The sequence below is a fragment of the Methylobacterium sp. CM6257 genome, assembly GCF_054611515.1.
The window spans coordinates 3541000-3556782 of sequence record NZ_CM137735.1 but is presented as its reverse complement, the minus strand read 5'-3'; the positions used below and the strand labels follow the sequence as shown (position 1 = coordinate 3556782).

26 protein-coding genes and 2 pseudogenes are annotated in these 15783 nt (G+C 64.7%); 11 read left to right on the top strand and 17 right to left on the bottom strand.

Going from position 1 to position 15783, the window contains the following annotated elements; all coding sequences use genetic code 11:
- Positions 1-82: 82 nt before the first annotated feature.
- The 3 genes from ACYCO6_RS17480 to ACYCO6_RS17470 all read right to left on the bottom strand — a co-directional run bounded on the left by ACYCO6_RS17480 (position 83) and on the right by ACYCO6_RS17470 (position 1002).
- A complete protein-coding gene (locus ACYCO6_RS17480; RefSeq protein WP_459773249.1) occupies positions 83-280 on the bottom strand; it encodes a hypothetical protein in 198 nt (65 codons plus the stop codon).
- Between the two features lie 44 nt (positions 281-324).
- Positions 325-693 carry a DUF6481 family protein gene (locus ACYCO6_RS17475; RefSeq protein WP_459773247.1) on the bottom strand — a complete coding sequence of 123 codons (369 nt, stop codon included), beginning with the start codon at positions 691-693 and terminating at the stop codon, positions 325-327.
- A gap of 99 nt (positions 694-792) precedes the next feature.
- On the bottom strand, positions 793-1002 hold the full coding sequence (locus tag ACYCO6_RS17470) for a cold-shock protein (protein WP_459773245.1): 210 nt from the start codon (positions 1000-1002) through the stop codon (positions 793-795).
- Positions 1003-1499: 497 nt separating this feature from the next.
- On the opposite strand from ACYCO6_RS17470, the gene pqqA reads away from it, so the two are divergent.
- Positions 1500-1589 (top strand): pyrroloquinoline quinone precursor peptide PqqA, encoded by a 90-nt coding sequence (gene pqqA, locus ACYCO6_RS17465; protein ID WP_147727216.1) that lies wholly within the window; start codon positions 1500-1502, stop codon positions 1587-1589.
- 238 nt (positions 1590-1827) lie between these two features.
- Here the strand turns inward: pqqA and ACYCO6_RS17460 are convergent, their stop codons facing one another.
- On the bottom strand, positions 1828-2049 hold the full coding sequence (locus ACYCO6_RS17460) for a DUF6894 family protein (RefSeq protein WP_459773243.1): 222 nt from the start codon (positions 2047-2049) through the stop codon (positions 1828-1830).
- A gap of 633 nt (positions 2050-2682) precedes the next feature.
- Positions 2683-3147 carry a Ros/MucR family transcriptional regulator gene (locus tag ACYCO6_RS17455; RefSeq protein WP_459773241.1) on the bottom strand — a complete coding sequence of 155 codons (465 nt, stop codon included), beginning with the start codon at positions 3145-3147 and terminating at the stop codon, positions 2683-2685.
- A 269-nt stretch (positions 3148-3416) separates the two neighbouring features.
- On the opposite strand from ACYCO6_RS17455, the gene ACYCO6_RS17450 reads away from it, so the two are divergent.
- Complete coding sequence (locus tag ACYCO6_RS17450) at positions 3417-3671, top strand: hypothetical protein (protein WP_459773240.1); 255 nt, start codon at positions 3417-3419, stop codon at positions 3669-3671.
- 4 nt (positions 3672-3675) lie between these two features.
- Positions 3676-3963 carry a hypothetical protein gene (locus ACYCO6_RS17445; protein ID WP_459773238.1) on the top strand — a complete coding sequence of 96 codons (288 nt, stop codon included), beginning with the start codon at positions 3676-3678 and terminating at the stop codon, positions 3961-3963.
- Between the two features lie 131 nt (positions 3964-4094).
- On the opposite strand, the gene ACYCO6_RS17440 is transcribed toward ACYCO6_RS17445, so the two are convergent.
- The 3 genes from ACYCO6_RS17440 to ACYCO6_RS17430 all read right to left on the bottom strand — a co-directional run bounded on the left by ACYCO6_RS17440 (position 4095) and on the right by ACYCO6_RS17430 (position 5117).
- Entirely contained in the window at positions 4095-4334 is a 240-nt protein-coding gene (locus ACYCO6_RS17440) for a hypothetical protein (protein WP_459773236.1), read from the bottom strand.
- A gap of 232 nt (positions 4335-4566) precedes the next feature.
- The gene (locus ACYCO6_RS17435; RefSeq protein ID WP_459773235.1) at positions 4567-4806 is read right to left on the bottom strand and encodes a hypothetical protein; all 240 of its coding nucleotides are present in this window, start codon (positions 4804-4806) and stop codon (positions 4567-4569) included.
- Entirely contained in the window at positions 4803-5117 is a 315-nt protein-coding gene (locus ACYCO6_RS17430; protein ID WP_459773233.1) for a DUF5681 domain-containing protein, read from the bottom strand. Before ACYCO6_RS17430 ends, ACYCO6_RS17435 begins: the two co-directional genes overlap by 4 nt.
- A gap of 420 nt (positions 5118-5537) precedes the next feature.
- Here ACYCO6_RS17430 and ACYCO6_RS17425 point away from each other — a divergent pair, with 420 nt between their 5' ends.
- The 3 genes from ACYCO6_RS17425 (at position 5538) to ACYCO6_RS17415 (ending at position 6900) form a co-directional block, all read left to right on the top strand.
- Positions 5538-5771, top strand: a complete 234-nt coding sequence (locus tag ACYCO6_RS17425) for a hypothetical protein (RefSeq protein ID WP_459773232.1) — start codon at positions 5538-5540, stop codon at positions 5769-5771.
- A gap of 464 nt (positions 5772-6235) precedes the next feature.
- Positions 6236-6583, top strand: coding sequence for a hypothetical protein (locus tag ACYCO6_RS17420; RefSeq protein ID WP_459773230.1), 348 nt, complete (start codon positions 6236-6238; stop codon positions 6581-6583).
- A gap of 86 nt (positions 6584-6669) precedes the next feature.
- Positions 6670-6900: a hypothetical protein gene (locus tag ACYCO6_RS17415; protein ID WP_459773229.1), complete on the top strand. Its 231-nt coding sequence runs from the start codon at positions 6670-6672 to the stop codon at positions 6898-6900.
- Between the two features lie 57 nt (positions 6901-6957).
- Here ACYCO6_RS17415 and ACYCO6_RS17410 read toward each other — a convergent pair whose 3' ends face one another.
- The 5 genes from ACYCO6_RS17410 to ACYCO6_RS17390 all read right to left on the bottom strand — a co-directional run bounded on the left by ACYCO6_RS17410 (position 6958) and on the right by ACYCO6_RS17390 (position 8359).
- Complete coding sequence (locus tag ACYCO6_RS17410) at positions 6958-7083, bottom strand: hypothetical protein (protein WP_459773227.1); 126 nt, start codon at positions 7081-7083, stop codon at positions 6958-6960.
- Between the two features lie 222 nt (positions 7084-7305).
- Positions 7306-7527, bottom strand: coding sequence for a hypothetical protein (locus tag ACYCO6_RS17405; RefSeq protein WP_459773225.1), 222 nt, complete (start codon positions 7525-7527; stop codon positions 7306-7308).
- Positions 7524-7766, bottom strand: coding sequence for a hypothetical protein (locus ACYCO6_RS17400; RefSeq protein ID WP_459773224.1), 243 nt, complete (start codon positions 7764-7766; stop codon positions 7524-7526). The genes ACYCO6_RS17405 and ACYCO6_RS17400 overlap by 4 nt, the downstream gene beginning before the upstream one ends.
- Positions 7763-8077, bottom strand: coding sequence for a hypothetical protein (locus ACYCO6_RS17395; protein ID WP_459773222.1), 315 nt, complete (start codon positions 8075-8077; stop codon positions 7763-7765). The genes ACYCO6_RS17400 and ACYCO6_RS17395 overlap by 4 nt, the downstream gene beginning before the upstream one ends.
- 9 nt (positions 8078-8086) lie before the next feature.
- Complete coding sequence (locus ACYCO6_RS17390) at positions 8087-8359, bottom strand: hypothetical protein (protein WP_459773220.1); 273 nt, start codon at positions 8357-8359, stop codon at positions 8087-8089.
- 27 nt (positions 8360-8386) lie between these two features.
- On the opposite strand from ACYCO6_RS17390, the gene ACYCO6_RS17385 reads away from it, so the two are divergent.
- Positions 8387-8755, top strand: a complete 369-nt coding sequence (locus ACYCO6_RS17385; RefSeq protein WP_459773219.1) for a hypothetical protein — start codon at positions 8387-8389, stop codon at positions 8753-8755.
- Between the two features lie 257 nt (positions 8756-9012).
- Positions 9013-10357 (top strand): annotated as a pseudogene (locus tag ACYCO6_RS17380) (IS1380 family transposase).
- A 392-nt stretch (positions 10358-10749) separates the two neighbouring features.
- Here ACYCO6_RS17380 and ACYCO6_RS17375 read toward each other — a convergent pair.
- The 4 genes from ACYCO6_RS17375 to ACYCO6_RS17360 form a co-directional block, all read right to left on the bottom strand.
- Complete coding sequence (locus ACYCO6_RS17375; RefSeq protein WP_459773218.1) at positions 10750-11286, bottom strand: hypothetical protein; 537 nt, start codon at positions 11284-11286, stop codon at positions 10750-10752.
- Between the two features lie 1344 nt (positions 11287-12630).
- On the bottom strand, positions 12631-12906 hold the full coding sequence (locus ACYCO6_RS17370; protein ID WP_459773216.1) for a hypothetical protein: 276 nt from the start codon (positions 12904-12906) through the stop codon (positions 12631-12633).
- 159 nt (positions 12907-13065) lie between these two features.
- The gene (locus ACYCO6_RS17365; protein ID WP_459773215.1) at positions 13066-13299 is read right to left on the bottom strand and encodes a hypothetical protein; all 234 of its coding nucleotides are present in this window, start codon (positions 13297-13299) and stop codon (positions 13066-13068) included.
- A 108-nt stretch (positions 13300-13407) separates the two neighbouring features.
- Positions 13408-13647, bottom strand: a complete 240-nt coding sequence (locus ACYCO6_RS17360) for a hypothetical protein (RefSeq protein ID WP_459773213.1) — start codon at positions 13645-13647, stop codon at positions 13408-13410.
- A 99-nt stretch (positions 13648-13746) separates the two neighbouring features.
- Here ACYCO6_RS17360 and ACYCO6_RS17355 point away from each other — a divergent pair, with 99 nt between their 5' ends.
- From ACYCO6_RS17355 to ACYCO6_RS17345, 3 genes and pseudogenes are all read left to right on the top strand, one after another.
- On the top strand, positions 13747-13935 hold the full coding sequence (locus tag ACYCO6_RS17355) for a hypothetical protein (RefSeq protein ID WP_459773211.1): 189 nt from the start codon (positions 13747-13749) through the stop codon (positions 13933-13935).
- A 70-nt stretch (positions 13936-14005) separates the two neighbouring features.
- A pseudogene (locus ACYCO6_RS17350) lies at positions 14006-14248 on the top strand (IS110 family transposase); the annotation flags it as partial.
- Between the two features lie 61 nt (positions 14249-14309).
- Positions 14310-15494 (top strand): IS110 family RNA-guided transposase, encoded by a 1185-nt coding sequence (locus ACYCO6_RS17345; RefSeq protein WP_459773400.1) that lies wholly within the window; start codon positions 14310-14312, stop codon positions 15492-15494.
- Positions 15495-15783: the final 289 nt, after the last annotated feature.

Here is a 15783-nt window from a genome sequence, read left to right as displayed (position 1 = left end):
GAACGCGTTCAAGGGGCACTCAGGGAGCAGGTTCCTGTAGGCAGCTTGGCCGCTCTACAGGAACCCGCTCGGCTGAAGCTGCTCAGGAGGCGAGAACGAGTTCGTCCTCTCGCACAGCACGCTCGCCGCTTGCAGATTTGATCCGATATGTCGGCTCACCGGCCCGATCATCCGGCATAAGCCGCACCACCTCGAAGCGGCCGTCGATGATCGTCTGCTTGCCGGCGTAGCTGGTCCCAAGCTGCCGGACGCTCTGGCCGACCTTGAATTTGTGAGACATCTCTCGTCCTCCAGAGTGTTGGCGTTGTGCGGATCGGGGCCGGCCTACCGGCGGGCCTTGGCCTTGCGGGCAGCAAAGCGTGCGTCGCGTGCAGCCTTCTGCTCGGCAGCGAGGGCCGCCTGCCGTTCCGCCTTCTCGGCAGCCTGACGGACGAGTTCGGCCTCTGCACGCTCCCTTGCAGCAAGGGCCTCGGCCTCACGTTCAGCCTCGGCTGCCAAACGGGCTATTTCCCGCTCGCTGATCCGCACGTCTCGCGCCTGAACGACAGCGCGTCGCGCAGCCTGCCGCGCGAGGACGGCCGGATCATCAGCTGCAGGGCGTGCGCGGAACTGGGCGAGTGTGGCCTGTCGCGCTTTGGCAATCGCCTCAAGACGATCAACGAACTGATTGGTTTTGAATTGGCCCACGTACATTCCTTATGCGCACCACGGCTCAGCCAGGGTGGCGAGAAAAAGATGAAGCCGCTCCCAGGGGAACGGCTTCGAAATTCGTCAGAGGCAGACGAGTGAGGCTCAAGCAGCCTGAAGGCTGCCGGCTGACTGCTTACCGGTGCGGCGGTCGGACTCCATCTCGTAGGAGACCTTCTGCCCCTCGACGAGGTTGCGCATCCCGGCGCGCTCGACAGCGGAGATGTGGACGAATACGTCCTTGCCGCCGTCATCCGGCTGGATGAAGCCGAAGCCCTTGGTGTCGTTGAACCACTTAACGGTGCCGATGCTCATAGGTATTCCATATCATTCTAGGCAAGAAAATAGGTCGAGCGCATGCACCGCACGCGCCCGGTCGCCGATGGTCGAAAATGGGAGAGATGCAGAGCGCCCGCCCTGTTGAGGCGATACGGCCGAATATCTGGCCAAAAGTCGATTTATCGTCTGTACGCCATCGGCGAGATAATCACAACCACAAATCGGCTTCAGGGAAAATCTCTCTGGAGGCTCCGATATCTCGCGCCGATGAACGGCAACGTGCTGGTGCGTCGGGGCAGGTGCTGGTGCACCCTACTCTTCTGGGGCCAGAAAGGCGCCCTATTCCACGAACCTTAACGGTTGAAAGCTGCGCCGGTCATGCGGGGCTCGGATGAGGCAAAAAGAGATACAAATTCCGATAAAATAAATATGTTGATTTATTAAAAACTTTGAGGCAACGATCAGAGATGGAAGTTGCGCCGCAGCTTCATGTTCTTATGATCCTCTTATGAGAATTTACTAGGAGAAACATTATGGCCTGGTCTGCCCCTATCGTTCAGGAAGTTTGCGTCGGCATGGAAGTCACCAGCTACGAGTCGGCTGAGATCGACACCTTCAACTAAGGGATCGGCGGAGGGCCGCGGGCCTTCACCATTTCGGTGCCGGAAAAGCCGCCTTAGGGCGGCTTTTTTCGTTCTCGCTGCACACGCTTCCTCGACAGGCTCATGACCATGAGCGCGCCGGGTCCACACGGTGAGGCGATCGACCCAGACGGCGGCTCGGTGACGATGCGGCGGGGTTAGCGCCCGAATGGGGCGGTCGGAGAGCGGACGTCTGGAGATCGTCAGGCCAGGAGCCGCTTCATCGCTTGATCGGCAGGCGCCCCACAATGGTTCCCGCTTCATCTCGCACGATCAGTGTCCAGGGCTGATCCGAATCGGCTTCAGCTACCTTGTCCGCCATGTCGGCGATGACGTTTCTCGCCTCGGCGAGTGCCTCATCGAGGTCCGCAGCCTCGACGCCCTCCCGATCCGAGATCGTTTCCACGCCGTTCGATACGTCGAAGAAGTAGCGCGGTGCCACGGCCAAGCTCCCTGATGCACGGTCGTCACGAGAGCGAGCGGTACGGCCGCCTACGTACTTTGACTTTACAATAGGAGGGTTGCTGCGAAGGGCAAAGGTATCCGATGGGCCGCATGGGTACGTATTCCGGCTTGTCAACACTATAAAAAAGCGGCCTATTCAATGTATCTGTGCGTCGGCGTCCCCGCATCACACCTATTTAGAGTGATGCACTGAGTAGCTAATAACTAACTTAGGGGATTACAATGCTTGCTACATTAGAGCAGCTGCCACAAGCCGTGGAGATTACGTGCGATGCGGGCAAGCATAAGTTGCGCGCGCACATCGCTAAAATGATTGCGAAAATCCCAAGCGGCGGACGTCCCTCGACAAACAATGGCAAGCAAGATGTTGAGCCCGGGTTAGCCTAGGCTACACATTACATCTCCGTTGAATACCGCAGCTTAATTCACGTATTGCGGCTTCTTCTCGACTTCTGCTCACTGCGCCTAGACTGACCTGCGCTGCGGCTGGATCGTTCGAGGGCGTCGCTTGCCGTACCGGCCATCGGCAAAACCGCAGCGGGCGCAGCTGCTTCGGCTACGCCCCTGCAGGCTCCGCAGCTTTCCCGGGCCGGCCGGCGCGCTTCGGCTTCTAAGAGATCGCCTCATTGGCAGCGGCAGCCTTCAGAGCCGCCTTCCGACGCAGCTGCCCTAGCCCGAAACTGTGCGCCAGCGCGGAGCGCGCCTCGGAGTAGCCAGCCGCCGTCATCGGGTAGTCGCGCGGTAGACCCCACTTCTCGCGGTACGCTTCGGGTGTGATGCCCCTCAGCGTCAAATGACGCTTGAGCGCCTTGTAGGGCTTGCCGTCCTCGAAACTGATCAGCGCCTCGTGCGTGATCGACTTCCGGATCTGCGCGGGCGTGAACTTCTGGGCGGGCGGAGCTTCGGTTGCCTTACGATTGCCGAGCCCGGCGAGCGCGGCGTGCGTGCTGGCGATCAGCGCCGGCAGTTCTGTCCCTTGAACGTTGTTATAGGCCACATAAGCGGCGACAATATCCGCTGTCAGCGCAATGTAATCGGGAGCGGTCGCCTCGGGAGCTGGAAACATCGCATTCATGGCGCACCTCTCTGTGATTAGGTAGCGTTATCTGTCAGTTTTGATACAAAAACAATACATATTTAAGGGGCTTGGCCAACTGAAGAATGAGAAATCTCAGAGATGCAGCCGGTCGATGTTGATCAAGCGGCACGAGGCGTCACCGAGAACGTCGTCTGGGCCTCTGGCATTAGCAGGAGTGACAGCACCTCGGTTTGGCGCGACACTCGGTTGAGCACATCAGGCGACCAACAGCCTGAGCAGTTCGGAAGGGGGCAGCGGAGTGCGCCATGCCACGCTACTGCTTCGATGCCCTGCTCGCCGTGTCGATGACGACGGCGCTCTCTAGTTCGCCAGCGTTCGCGCAGGTGATAGCGGATCCCCCTGTCGGCTCCTCAGAGGCCAGCGAAACCATGTCGACGGCCACGGACGCCATTCCGGAGCGCGTGCGGACCTATGATCCTGACGTGACCGGCGGCATCAAGGTCCGCAGCGACTTGGCGGATAAACCCCACAAATCGGCTCCGCGACCAAAGCCGCATTGAGACGATGCACGGACCCGATGCTGAGAACGCTGCAAAGGTGATCGCCGAGAACGTCGTCTCAGCTCTTGAGCGGGACCATGACGGGGCAGGGGCCTTTCTGGCGGGCGGCCGTGACATGGCCGTGGGCGGCCTGATGCGCGAGCTGTTGGGCGTCATGCCGACTGAGAACAGCGATGTGCTCGCCGCAGCCTGCAACCGCTTCCTCGACAGGGTGGCGACCATGAGCACGCCGGGCCCGCGGGTCGAGGCAGTCGATCCGGACGACGGCTCCGTGACGATGCGGCAGGGGTAGGCAGCCCCTCACTGCGCTCGGACCGAGCCGCACTGCGGCTGGATCGTGCGGAGGCGTCACTTGCCGTAGTGCCGTCTGGACGGCCTGCTCTGCCGGGCGACGATTGGCGCGGCAGAGGTTCGGCAACAGAGTTAGCGAGCCAATGACCCGGTCACCTCGGGCTCGGCCACCTTGGCGATGGTCCGGGACAGCTCGGCCGCAGGGACGAGGCGCGGTGTGGTCGCCAACTCAGAGACAGACCGCACAGTGGCCGTCGAGCGGGCCTGCTCGCGATAGAGCGGAGGCGTGATGTTGATGCGCTCATCGGCCATCACGGTGCCGATCATCGGCAGAGTGGCTAGAGCGGCGAGAATGAAGGTGCGAACGGTCATGGTGTTGATCCCTCATGCGTTTCGGGATTGATCCCGGCTTCAAGGGGATATGTGTGCTGCACTGCAGCATCATTCAAACAGGCGCAGTCAATAGTAGGCATCGATGGCGTCAATGATGTCGGCGAAGAGCCTGATAGTTGGAGGCAGGCTTCTCGGCCGGCAGCAGGCGCACGATCAGCCCGCCGGTTCGCGGGCTGCAGCTCTTCACGCGAGCTGAACGCCAGAGCGCACCTCAGTGCTCGGTGACGTACCGCGCCACCCACTCCTCGTCCGTCAACTTCGGGCTGGTGAGGTAGAGCACGCCGTTGCGGACACTGGCCTCGCCCTCCGCAACCAAGCGCTCCCAGTCCACCAGGGCGTCAGCGACTTCCCAATCGTCCATAGGACGATCCGCGAGAAGGACGGTCGGCGCACCGGTGCGGCGGCCAGTCTCGATGCGGGCGAGGCGCTTGATCAGGTCGGTGATCCTCATCTGTCGGCCCTCCAGAATGCTTCGATGACAGCCCGGGAGCGCGCGCGGACCATCGTGTTCGGGTCGGTGATCGGCGGTAAGGCGAACGGCACGTGGCGGTCCCGGCGCGGCGGGCACAACCCTGTCGAGGCACAGCCGCATGGCCGGGCCGTCACCGTCCAGCGCCATCTCGAGGCCTTGCGGGTCAGAGCCTCGGACTCGCCGTCTAGAAGGGCTTCCATGGCCAGCGTGGTGCGGTGCCGTGCGCCCTTGGGGCGTCCCGCGGGATTGCCGCTCCGCCCGGGCTGAAAGCCTGGTTCGCCCGTCGTCATGGCTCCGCTCTGGTGAGATCTAGGTCCGTTGGAAAAACAGCCGAACAACAATGTGCGCCGGCACCGCGTCACCTCTGTCTTAACCTATCAGTCTCGCCGGTTACCATAGATTTCGTCTATGATGGCACGAGACGACAGCGCACACATCGAGGCGGCAATGGCGAAGGGCACGACGGCGGACACGGTGACGGCAGCACAGGCGCTGATCGGTGCCGGGCTCGAGGCGGCCCTGGAGGGCGTGGTTCGGGAGCCTGGACGTCGGCCTGAGCAGGTAACGGGAGCGGTTCGTCAGCCCACCGGCAGAGGTGCAATGACGACGCATAAGCCGGCAATGCACCGCGATCACGGCTTTCGACTGCCCGCCGTACTTTCAACTGGTATACAGCTGATCCCGAGCTAATGCGGCGCAGGGACACGGCCATGAAGGGTCTGCTGCTGAACGCGCTGCTCAGGCTGGGACTGGGGCGCTTCGGCTCGGTCTGGTGGCTTCTGCTGTTTCTGCCGCTCGTGGCCGCCGAACTCGCCTACGGCGTCTATGTCCACCATCTCGGCCTGAATGCCGGCTTCGTACGGCGCGGCGCCGCCCTCCTAGTCTGCGGCCAACTCGGGTTCCTTATCGGAGCTCTCATGCGACCCATGCGCGGCGAAAGGTAGGGGTCGCCCGGAAGCCGCTCAGCGCATCAATTTTGCGTTCGAGACATACGGGTTTCAAAACTGTTTTGGACAGTCTCTTGCTTCTCGGCATGGAAGCAAAGAGCTGAGGTCATGAGCTCACTTCGGAGTAACACAGAGCCACCGCAGTCTCGGCCAACGGCTGTTTGCGCGCTACGGCTCGGCGGCCATCCTGATCGTGGTCTTGCTCCTGGTGATCGGCTGGATTGGCTTTCTTGGCTGGGCACTGATGTGGTTGCTCGGTCGACGGTAGCTACGGAAATGGCCGTGCGGCACAGCCCCAAGTGCTGCTCGCAGGAGGCTGAGCAGGCGATGGGCGGCCCGATCCAGGACGCCATCAGCCCGTCGGCGGCGCTGCACTGACAGCGGCCAGCGCGCGGATCCGGGCGATTGCAGCCGCGGCGCCCTACTTTCCGTCCTGCCGTCGGTGATCACGAGGAGGATGGGTGGCCACGATCAACCCAGGCGGCCTGCCGCCGATACTGGCGACACTGCTGTCTCCATGGCTGGACGCCATCGAGGCATCTGAACCCGGTTTGGGCGATCACGTGATGGCAATCGCGGAACATTGCCTTGAGACCCTCCAGCGCAGGATCGAGCTGACGCCTGCGCTGGAGCAGGCGTTCGTCGATGCGCGAGCGATGACCGATATGCTGGCAAGCGCCATAGACGGCGGGCGCGTCGTACCGCCCTGGGTCCGGAACGGAGCGCGCGGGGCGCTCGCCAGTTTGGCCGAAGCTTTGCAAGGCGCGGAGCCCAACGCGATCACCATAGAGTTGGGGCTCGGCTGGTAGGTAGCCGCTATTACGGTCGCGCTCGGCGGTGAGCCGGAACAGGCGCCTGCCGAGACTGTTGTCCGCTCGTTTATGGGAGATTGGCCGTGAAGCATCTTCTTGCAAGCACGCTGATCGCATCCGGTCTGCTCAGCATCCCCGCCCTTCCGGCCGTTGCACAAAGTATTGACGTCGGACCGGGCGGCGTGAGGGTCGATCCGCGCTCGCCGCGAGAGCGCGACCGAGACGAGATCCGTCGCGAGGAGTTCCGCGACGGGCGGGGCGATGCGATCCGCCGTGAGGAGCGCCTGCGCCGCGAGGACGACGACGATGATTGATCCCGCCTAACTTGCCTTCGGTGACGTACCCTGCGCCGCTTCAGCCCCCTCCAGCGCCTAGAACACGGCGCGGCCGATGACGTCGGCGAAGCCGCGGCGGGGCTCACCGTCCGGCATGACCAGGACGCTCTTGAAGCCGATGGCGGGCGGACCCGTTACGACGACCTGGAATACCTCGGGCATGATGGTCGGCGTCCGGATCGACCGACAGGGCGCCGACCCGACCGTAGGTGGTGACTTCCTCGCGGTCGGCCTGCGGCCTCAGCATCTGGGGTGAAGGCGAGGACGTTCATCATGACCGGGTCCTCCGACGGCGGGATAGGGCAGAGTTTCTAACGTAGTCGCTCATCTGCGGATCCCTTCGAGGTCGGACCAACGGCGTTCGAGGACAGTCCGGTGGTCGGCCTAGCGGCCCGGAATCGCGCTGAGGCGGTCCGTGGCGGGCGCGAGCGCTCCTGGGCCACTGGACTTCAGAATTTCGGCTCCGTGCCGCCGTGACGCCGATTTGAAGGCCCGAGCGGCACGTCCGGTCGCCGCGCCCGCCTCGATGTCAGCGAGCAGCTTCGACGTGGCCTCCTCGGCGAGCGAGAACCAGCCCTGGATCGCCGTGATCTCAAGGGGGCTCACAGGATGTGCGCCGTGATGCCGGACCACGCTGCGGCCAGGATCGCAGCGCGGGCAGCGGCTCGCCTTGGGTCTGTGGCCGTGATCTCGCGCCGTATGGCCTCAAGGGTTGCAGGGCCGCCGGCTGCATGCGCCTCGCGTCCCTTGCGGGTGAGGGCACTCCGGAAGGCGAGGCCGGCCGGGGCGTTGGGACCGTGGCGCTCAATGCTCTCAACGAGGGCGAGGATGCTGGCGGCGGTCATGCCTGGGCCTCCATGTGTGCTTCCAGCTTGGCCTCGAACGCGGCCACCTCCTCGTCGGTGAATGCGACGGCGTTGCACCACTGCATGTGGATCGCGAGCGGCATCGCGCAGGACGGCACCGTGTAGACCCCGAGCGCATCGCGACGGATCTCTTCGCCCTGTTCGACGATCAGGCCGGCGTCGAGCAGGTTGCGCAGCGTCCTCGGGGAGCAACGCGGGGGCTCACCGCAGCCGATCCGGTCGAGAGCGCGGCGCTCGGCGGACGTGCGGCCCGGATGAGGCATACGGGCGGGGTCGTGCTTGCGGGGCATGAGGCTCCTTCAAGCTGCACGGGTAAGGGCGGCGTAGCTCGCCAGGATCTGGCGGCGGTCGGTGGCGGTCAGCGCGTCGAGGACGCGGATCGCGGGCTCCAGCGCGGTCGGGTCCATCTCAGCCTGGGCGAGGAGCTGGCACAGAGCGGCGTCGCGCGGGCCGGTCTGGAGGTGGCCGGTCTGGCGCAGGGATCGGAGCCGTGCTCGCAGCTCGGCAGGGCATGACAACACCTCGACGCCCGAAGCCCGTCGGGATGCGTTGTCTTCTACGACAGGGCGCATCTGCCGCTGCTCACCCAGGATACCCCGATGAACATCATCAGTTGGTTGATCTCCAAGATTGTCCATTTCTTTCTTGGCAGCGAATATGAGCGAAGAAGCACCGCCATGGCTAAAGAGAAAGAGGCAGGGGCTTACGTGGGCGAAGCCGCGACAAAGGCCAGGAATTTCGAAGACGACTATCATGCCGCCACAATTATGCTGAAGGCGCGAATGGATAAGAGCTTCCCGGACAACTACCACGCAAGGCTGAGTTCCGGCGAGAACAGCCCCTACGATTACGGAGAGGATCGCGCACTTGCCGTTGACACTACGTCGACCGCGATAGCTATGGCGCTGCGGGACGGAGCCACAGTGAGGCAGGCGGCTGAGGCGGGCGCGGCGAGCGTGGGTATCTAACCTAGCTAGCAGGCAGCGCCTCGGCTGCGGCACTCCACCTCCTGTGGCTGGTCAGCAGGCGCGGGACGGGGCGCAGGCAGCGGAGACGGGCCTTGCGCTCGGGCGGGGTCGAGGTTGGGCGCGAACGGGCCCTAGCCCATCTTATTCACGAGGGCAGTGGATCTGAGGTGGCGAGCGTAGCGTAAGACATTGATGTGGCTTAGGGATTGGGTGCTGACGCCAAGGCCTGTGACCCCATCGAGCCCGCCACGCCCGCCATGTCCAATCTTGACGCGCTTCCGTTCGGGTTTCCATCCGTCCGGGGCAAGAAGCTCACAGCCGCCTTCGACGGCGGACGCCTTACCTCGGACGGTGGCATCCTGCTGTTGGCTCAGGCCGCCCGACGGCTCGGCATCGCCGAGAAGCTCGCCGCCGTGATCCCGGATCGACGCGATCCGAGCCGGGTGCTGCACCCGCTTTCCGAGATCCTTCTGGCCCGCATCCTGGCCATCGCCTGCGGGTATGAGGATGCCGACGACCTCGACCACCTGCGCGCCGATCCGGCGTTCAAGCTCGCCTGCGGACGCCTGCCCGAGAGCGGCGCGGACCTGATGAGCCAGCCCACCGTCTCCCGGCTGGAGAACACGCCGGGCCTGCGTGACCTGATCCGGCTCGGGCGGGTGCTGGTCGATCTGTACTGCGCCAGCTACGCCAAGCCGCCAGCCGCCGTCACCCTGGACATCGACGATACCTGCGACGTAGTCCACGGCCAGCAGCAGCTGTCGCTGTTCAACGCCCACCACGATGACCGCTGCTTCCTGCCGATCCACGTCTACGACACCGCCACCTCGCGCCCGGTGGCGGTGATCCTGCGGCCGGGCAAGACGCCGTCGGGCCGCGAGGTGCGCTCTCATCTGCGCCGCCTGATCCGGGCGATCCGCCGCCACTGGCCGACGACCGCGATCACCATCCGCGGCGATGGCCATTACGGCCGGCCCGAGGTCATGGTAAGGTCGCGAGGACAACGGCGTGGCTTACGTCTTCGGGCTGACTGGCACCAAGGCGTTGGCGGCCAAGGTCGAGGCGACGGCCGATCACATCCGGGTGGTGCGGGCCGTCGACGACATGGATGCGGTGCGCGGCTTTGCCGAGACCACGCATGCGGCCAAGTCCTGGCGGCAGCAGCGCCGCGTCGCCGCCCGCATCGAGGCGACCCGGCTCGGCCTCGACATCCGCTACGTGGTCACCAACATCACGACCGGCACGCCCGAATGGCTCTACGCCGAGCTGTACTGCGCCCGCGGACAGGCCGAGAACCTGATCAAGCTGCACAAGAGCCAGCTCGCCTCGGACCGCACCTCCTGCCGGCACCCCGCCGCCAACCAGATGCGGCTGGTTCTGCACACCGCCGCCTACTGGCTGATGCTCACCGTGCGGGACGCCATCCCGAAGGCGCACCGCCTGGCCTAGGCCGAGTTCGCCACGATCCGGCTGCGGCTCCTGAAGCTCGGCGCTCGTATCCGAGAGAGCGCTGCCCGCGTCCGCCTCGCCTTCGCCGCCGCCTGCCCGGAGGCTGACTTGCTGCGCCACCTCGCAGGGGCTCTGGGACCGGCACCGGCTTGAGCCACGGGGCTGGGACGCCCCGACGAGCCCGCTCCCGTTCCTCCAGCCCTGCCGAAACAACCTGGATCCACAGCGTCGAAGGCGCAGCGATCACGCGCGGCCACATCGCAAAAACTCGATCCGTCGCATGCCGGATGAATAAGAGGGGCTAGGCGTCGGCGGTGGGGATCATCGGGCAACCCCACTTTGGGCGCGATAGGGGTTTGACGGGTTCGAGGGGTTCGTTTCAGCCACTACCGGTAAACTGTCGCGTGCGCTCGCCTGTTCAGGCGGACGAGGTTCACTGACAGTTCCCCGCGTTAGGATGAAACAAACCCCTAAAACCCCGCAAACCCCTATTTCAGCGCCGCGCGCGCACGCGCTGGTGCCACTGGGGCGGCCGCAGCGCACGGTCAGAACTCCGACTGAGCGCGTGCGTCAGACGTCGAGACGACATCGGAAAAGGGGTCGTTAGCTTCAGCGCCTTCGACCCTTCGGAGGCTGAACCTGCTACCGTTACTGCTATCGGCCTTCATCTCGATCCAATATCCGCCGACGACGCGGCCCTTGATCCGGGACAGCCACTTGCCGAGGCGCCGGCTGTTCACCGCGCCGCCGTCGCCGGCCTGCCGTAGCGGCAGGTCGCGAAACTCCGGGGCCCGGAACTCCTGCACGTTGTAGTCGAAGCTCGACCCTGGTCCCTTCTCGCAGGCGGTCTTGATGATGGCGTTCGCTGTGTAGCCGCTCGACAGGCTCAGGTGCTCGCACCAGTGCTCGAACAGCTCGCGGATGGCGGACAGTTCCGGGTCCTCCTCGCGTGCAGTTTCCATGCTCACGACCGGATCGGCATGGCCGAGCCAGACAAGCGGCGAGCGCACCATGGCGGACCAGTCCTCGTAGCTTCCGAGCGAGCCGCAGACGGTCGGCGAGCCGGCGACTTGGTAGGCCACGCATCACGGTGAGCGCGGCGGCGACGTAGCGGGCGGGGCTATCCGGTACTCAGTCCACTTGAGCCCGCCCGGTTCGCCGAGGCGGGCTTCTTTATGTCAGCCACTCTCATAGGAGGTCGAGCGCCCACGCGATGCCAAGCACCCCGACGGTGCCGACTAGCAGCACGGCTACGAGGTACGGCGCAGTGGAGTCAGCGAGTCCATCTGACATCCTGTCCTCGCATCCCACCCCGCGCGCCCACCCTCGCGGCGCAGGCATCCGCACAAGCGCCCTCTTGGCACTCCGGGGGCGGCCCCTATCACGGCATCAGATTTCCGACCGCAGGGCCAAACCTGACCGCCATCGCAGCCGCGAGCAGGGCATACATTGCCCAGCGAAACCCGAGATCGGGATCGTGAGGCGGTGGCAGTAACAGTCGCCGGTCCATAGTCCGGCCTCTTCGCTCAGCAATGCAAAGGTGGCCGGCCGGGAACAAGGTCCCGGAGCCGGCTATTTGCCTCGTACGGGGCAGCATGGCGTGCTGCCCCGCGTGCCCTCATGGGCGTTTCCTCCCTAGACTCGGGCCGCTCATTTTGGGCGGTCCTTTTTTGTCCAGGTCTACATTAACTTGTGAGAATTCGATTGGTTCTTGACAATCGTGCGGGATGGCCAGGCTTGGCAACACATTTAGCTGCCCGCGATCATTCCCCTGCTCACGGCAAAATGGATCACTTCAGCTTCTGTCATTGTGAAGTCGCCCATTTTCCAGTGCTGAAACTCATCACCGCATGGGGTGATCGTAATCCCGTAGGCACGTAGGGCCGCCACAGCAGCCAGGACAGAGGTAAGGTTGGCGGCCGGCGGTCGCCCCATCCTTATAACGTGGAAAGGATTCCAATCCCGTCCGCGAAGCCAAGTGAGCAGGTGCTTGTACATGGCGGCTACCGGGATCGGTTCAGCATCACCATGAGATAGGGCGCGAGCGGGGGGCGGATCAGGCGGCCTGCTGCTTATCCCCGGGATGAACTCCGCCCTGCTTACGCTCGATGGCGCCGTTCGCATCGTCTGCGCACTGCGCCGGCCACGGATACGTTGATGCTGAGCGGGACGCCCGCCCAACCCAGATGAGGCGCGAAGTGACAAAGCGCCCTCGGCCGATGGTGAAGCCGAGGCCGGGCGGGTGACCGCTCGGTTGGGCCATGCGGTCGGCGGCGCATCTGGCGCGAGCGGATGACCGCTCAACGCGGCATCCGGCCGCCCTCTCGGGAACCGTTCGTCCGCAGGCGGGTCTACGTGGCATTCACGGGATTACTCCACCTTCAGCCCGCCCGGTCCGCCGCAGCGGGCTTTTTCGTGCGCGCCCGTCACACGTCGTTCGCCGCGTCCACCGCGTCCAGGAGATCGGCAGCGTCGCCGGCTACCCCGGCCCCACGCCGCTCCAACTCGACCGTCAGGGCACGCGCGATGACCCTGGCCGTCGTGACACCTTCGTCGGGCGACAGGCGCTTGGTCTGCAAGCGCCGCTCGCGATCGATACAGGTGTAGACGTGCGCCGCGACCCGGCCGCCCGCGTCGATCACCTTCACAGCCCCCTCCAGGACGAAAATGCGGAGCGGGAGCTGGAGGTCGAGGTCAGACATACATCTGGCTACAGCTGGACGTGAGGGTAGGGAAGTGCCCCACGCCCCTCCGGGAACCGTTCCGCCGCCTTCCGCGTCGATATGGCGACCCTGATGAGAAATGAGATGCGCGGTGCCCGCCCGGCCGATCCGGGCGGGCTTTCTTGTGACGGTCGCCGGTCAATCTCGGTCTCCGTCAGGAGCAAGACGCATCTCGATCAGTCCGATGTGCGCACGCACTTCCATCGCGCGAATGCGGTGATCCCGTGCGAGGATCCGCAACAGCTCGGCCTCGCCGTAGCGCCCGTCTTGCTCGAAAGTCTCGGCCTTGCGCGCACCCCGCGCCGCTAGATCCTCGTGCGTGGCGATCCGGCAGTAGAGGGCGCGCACCAGTTCTTGGACGTCGCGCGGCATATCGGACCCCATAGGCGATCCTATAGGAGCAACGTCGCGCGAGATGATCAGGTTCACAGGAGCCGCTGGCCCAATCCAGGTTCGACGCAGCAAAGCTCCGCGAACTGATCAAGCTTGGCTTTCTCCAATCAGCTCAGGGTAAATGCGCGCAATGAAGCTGTAATCCCACAACGGGAGACAGCCCTCGGAGCCGACGATGTTCACCGCCAGCTCGCCGCGCCCATCTTTCTCGACCTGAACAATCTCGGGCAGATCGCCTTCCGCGCATGCGGCAGGCTTCGCTACATACCAACCGGGCTCTGTAGGCGTTTCTCCGGCGGCGATGGGGACAACGGCGGGGGAGGTCATCGGTGCGGACCCTCGAGCAAGTCTGACGCGATCCTGGCGATGAAGATCAGCCGCGTGGCATCGTGGCGGCCTGACCAGTGACGCGATCGGAGACGCGCCATGGCTGAGGCGAATTCTAACTCGGTTGTCCTCTTCGCGGAATATTGGACCGCGATTGAGCGGCAGGCGTTCCTCACCTGCGGGCTGGCCGAGAGCCTGAAGTCGGTCGCCTGGTGCGGCGGCAGTCTATCTGCGCTCGACGTCGCCGGGATCGTGGAAGCGCTGCAGGTGCACGCCGGCGGGGCGTGATGGTGTGGACGCCCCCGGCGGCATCAGCGTGCCAGAGTGGTGGTGTTAGAGCCCACTCCAGGAGGCGCCCATGAACCAGGTGAGCACCGTCGGCCTCGACCTCGCCAAGCACATCTTTCAGCTCCATGGGGCTGACAGCGCAGGCGCCGTGGTCTTTCGCAAGAAGCTGCGCCGTGGCCAGGTTCTCGCCTTCCTGGCAACCCTCCCGCCTTGCACGGTGGCCCTGGAAGCGTGTGGCAGCGCTCACTTTTGGGGACGCGAGATTGCCAAGCTCGGCCACGGGGTGAAGCTGATCGCGCCGGCGTACGTGAAGATCCCATGAGGAGGTGGCGATCAGGCGGCGCTTCAGCAGGATGGACGGCCTGACGCTCTTCATGGAGGTGAACGTGAGCCTTTCTCCTGATGTTGGCGGTGCGCCCGAGCCTATCCGGGTCGATCTCGCGGCGATCTTCGTCTCGCTCGAACTCAGCCGCGCAACGTGGTTGGTGACGTCGCTCTCTCCTGGAGCCGGCCAGAAGATGTCCCGGCACGTGGTGCGCGGTGGTGATGCCGCGGGCCTGCTCAGCCGACTGGCTGACCTACGGGCGCGAGCTCGGGCGCGCACCGGCAAGCTGTTCCCCGTCGTGGTGATCCAGGAGGCCGGGCTCGACGGCTTCTGGCTGCACCGCGTGCTCGAGGGCAAGGGCATCGAGAGCCACGTTGTTGACGCCGCCTCCGTCGCCACCTCAAGGCGCAGGCGACGGGCCAAGACCGACCGGATCGATGGCGAAGCCCTGGTCCGTACGCTGCTGGCCTACAAGCGCGGAGAGCCGCGCGTGTGCGCGATGGTCCGGGCGCCCACGCCTGAGGAGGAGGATCGCCGCCGGCTGTGCCGCGAACTTCGAACGCTCATCAGCGAGCGTGTCCGGCACGTCAACCGGCTCCGAGGCGTGCTGTTTGCGCAGGGTATCACCGACTACGATCCCCGTCGGTCGGACAGGCGCGAACGGCTTGAGGCGTTGCGGACCGGCGATGGCCGGCCGCTCCCGCGGTACCTCAAGGCGATGATCGAACGCGAACTCGGTCTTATCGAGCTGCTGATCGAGCAGATCGATGACGTGCGCGCCGCGCGCGACGCACTCGTGGCGGCCGAGCGTGCGGCCACACCACAGCGTGCGGCAGCGGCCATGCTTCTCGACTTGAAAGGTGTCGGTCCCGGCTTTGCCGGTGTGCTCTGGTCTGAAGGGTTGTTCCGGCGCTTTGAGAATCGTCGCCAGCTTGCCGCCTACGCGGGCTTGGCGCCAACGCCTTGGCAGAGTGGCTCGATTGATCACGAGCAAGGCGTGTCGAAGGCCGGCAATCCACGCCTGCGCGCGACACTTGTCGAACTGGCCTGGCTCTGGCTCCGCCATCAGCCAGGTTCGGCCCTGTCGCGCTGGTACCACGACCGGGTCAAGCGCACCGGCGGGCGCATGAAAAAGATCGCCATCGTGGCTCTCGCCCGCAAGCTTCTCGTCGCGCTCTGGAAGTATGTGACGGCAGGTGTGGTCATCGAGGGCGCTGCGATGAAGAGCGTCTGACCGAGAGCGACTGCAATCCCTCTCAATCCACCGAGGCACGAGAAGCCTTGGCGGATCCAGGTGGACGAACCGACGAACGGTATGGCCTCAGCCGCCGCAGTTAAGAATGGTCTCGTCCTCCTGAGCTCGGCCCGCCGGATGCGGGATCATGGTGCAGCCGAGATCGATCGGCGACCGCATGTGAGCTTGAGCGCGTCCGCTGCGGCCGCTTCACCCATCGGGCTCGGACCTGCGATCTGGAACACGCCAGGAGATCACTCATGACCGGATGAGATCCCTTGCACATCGA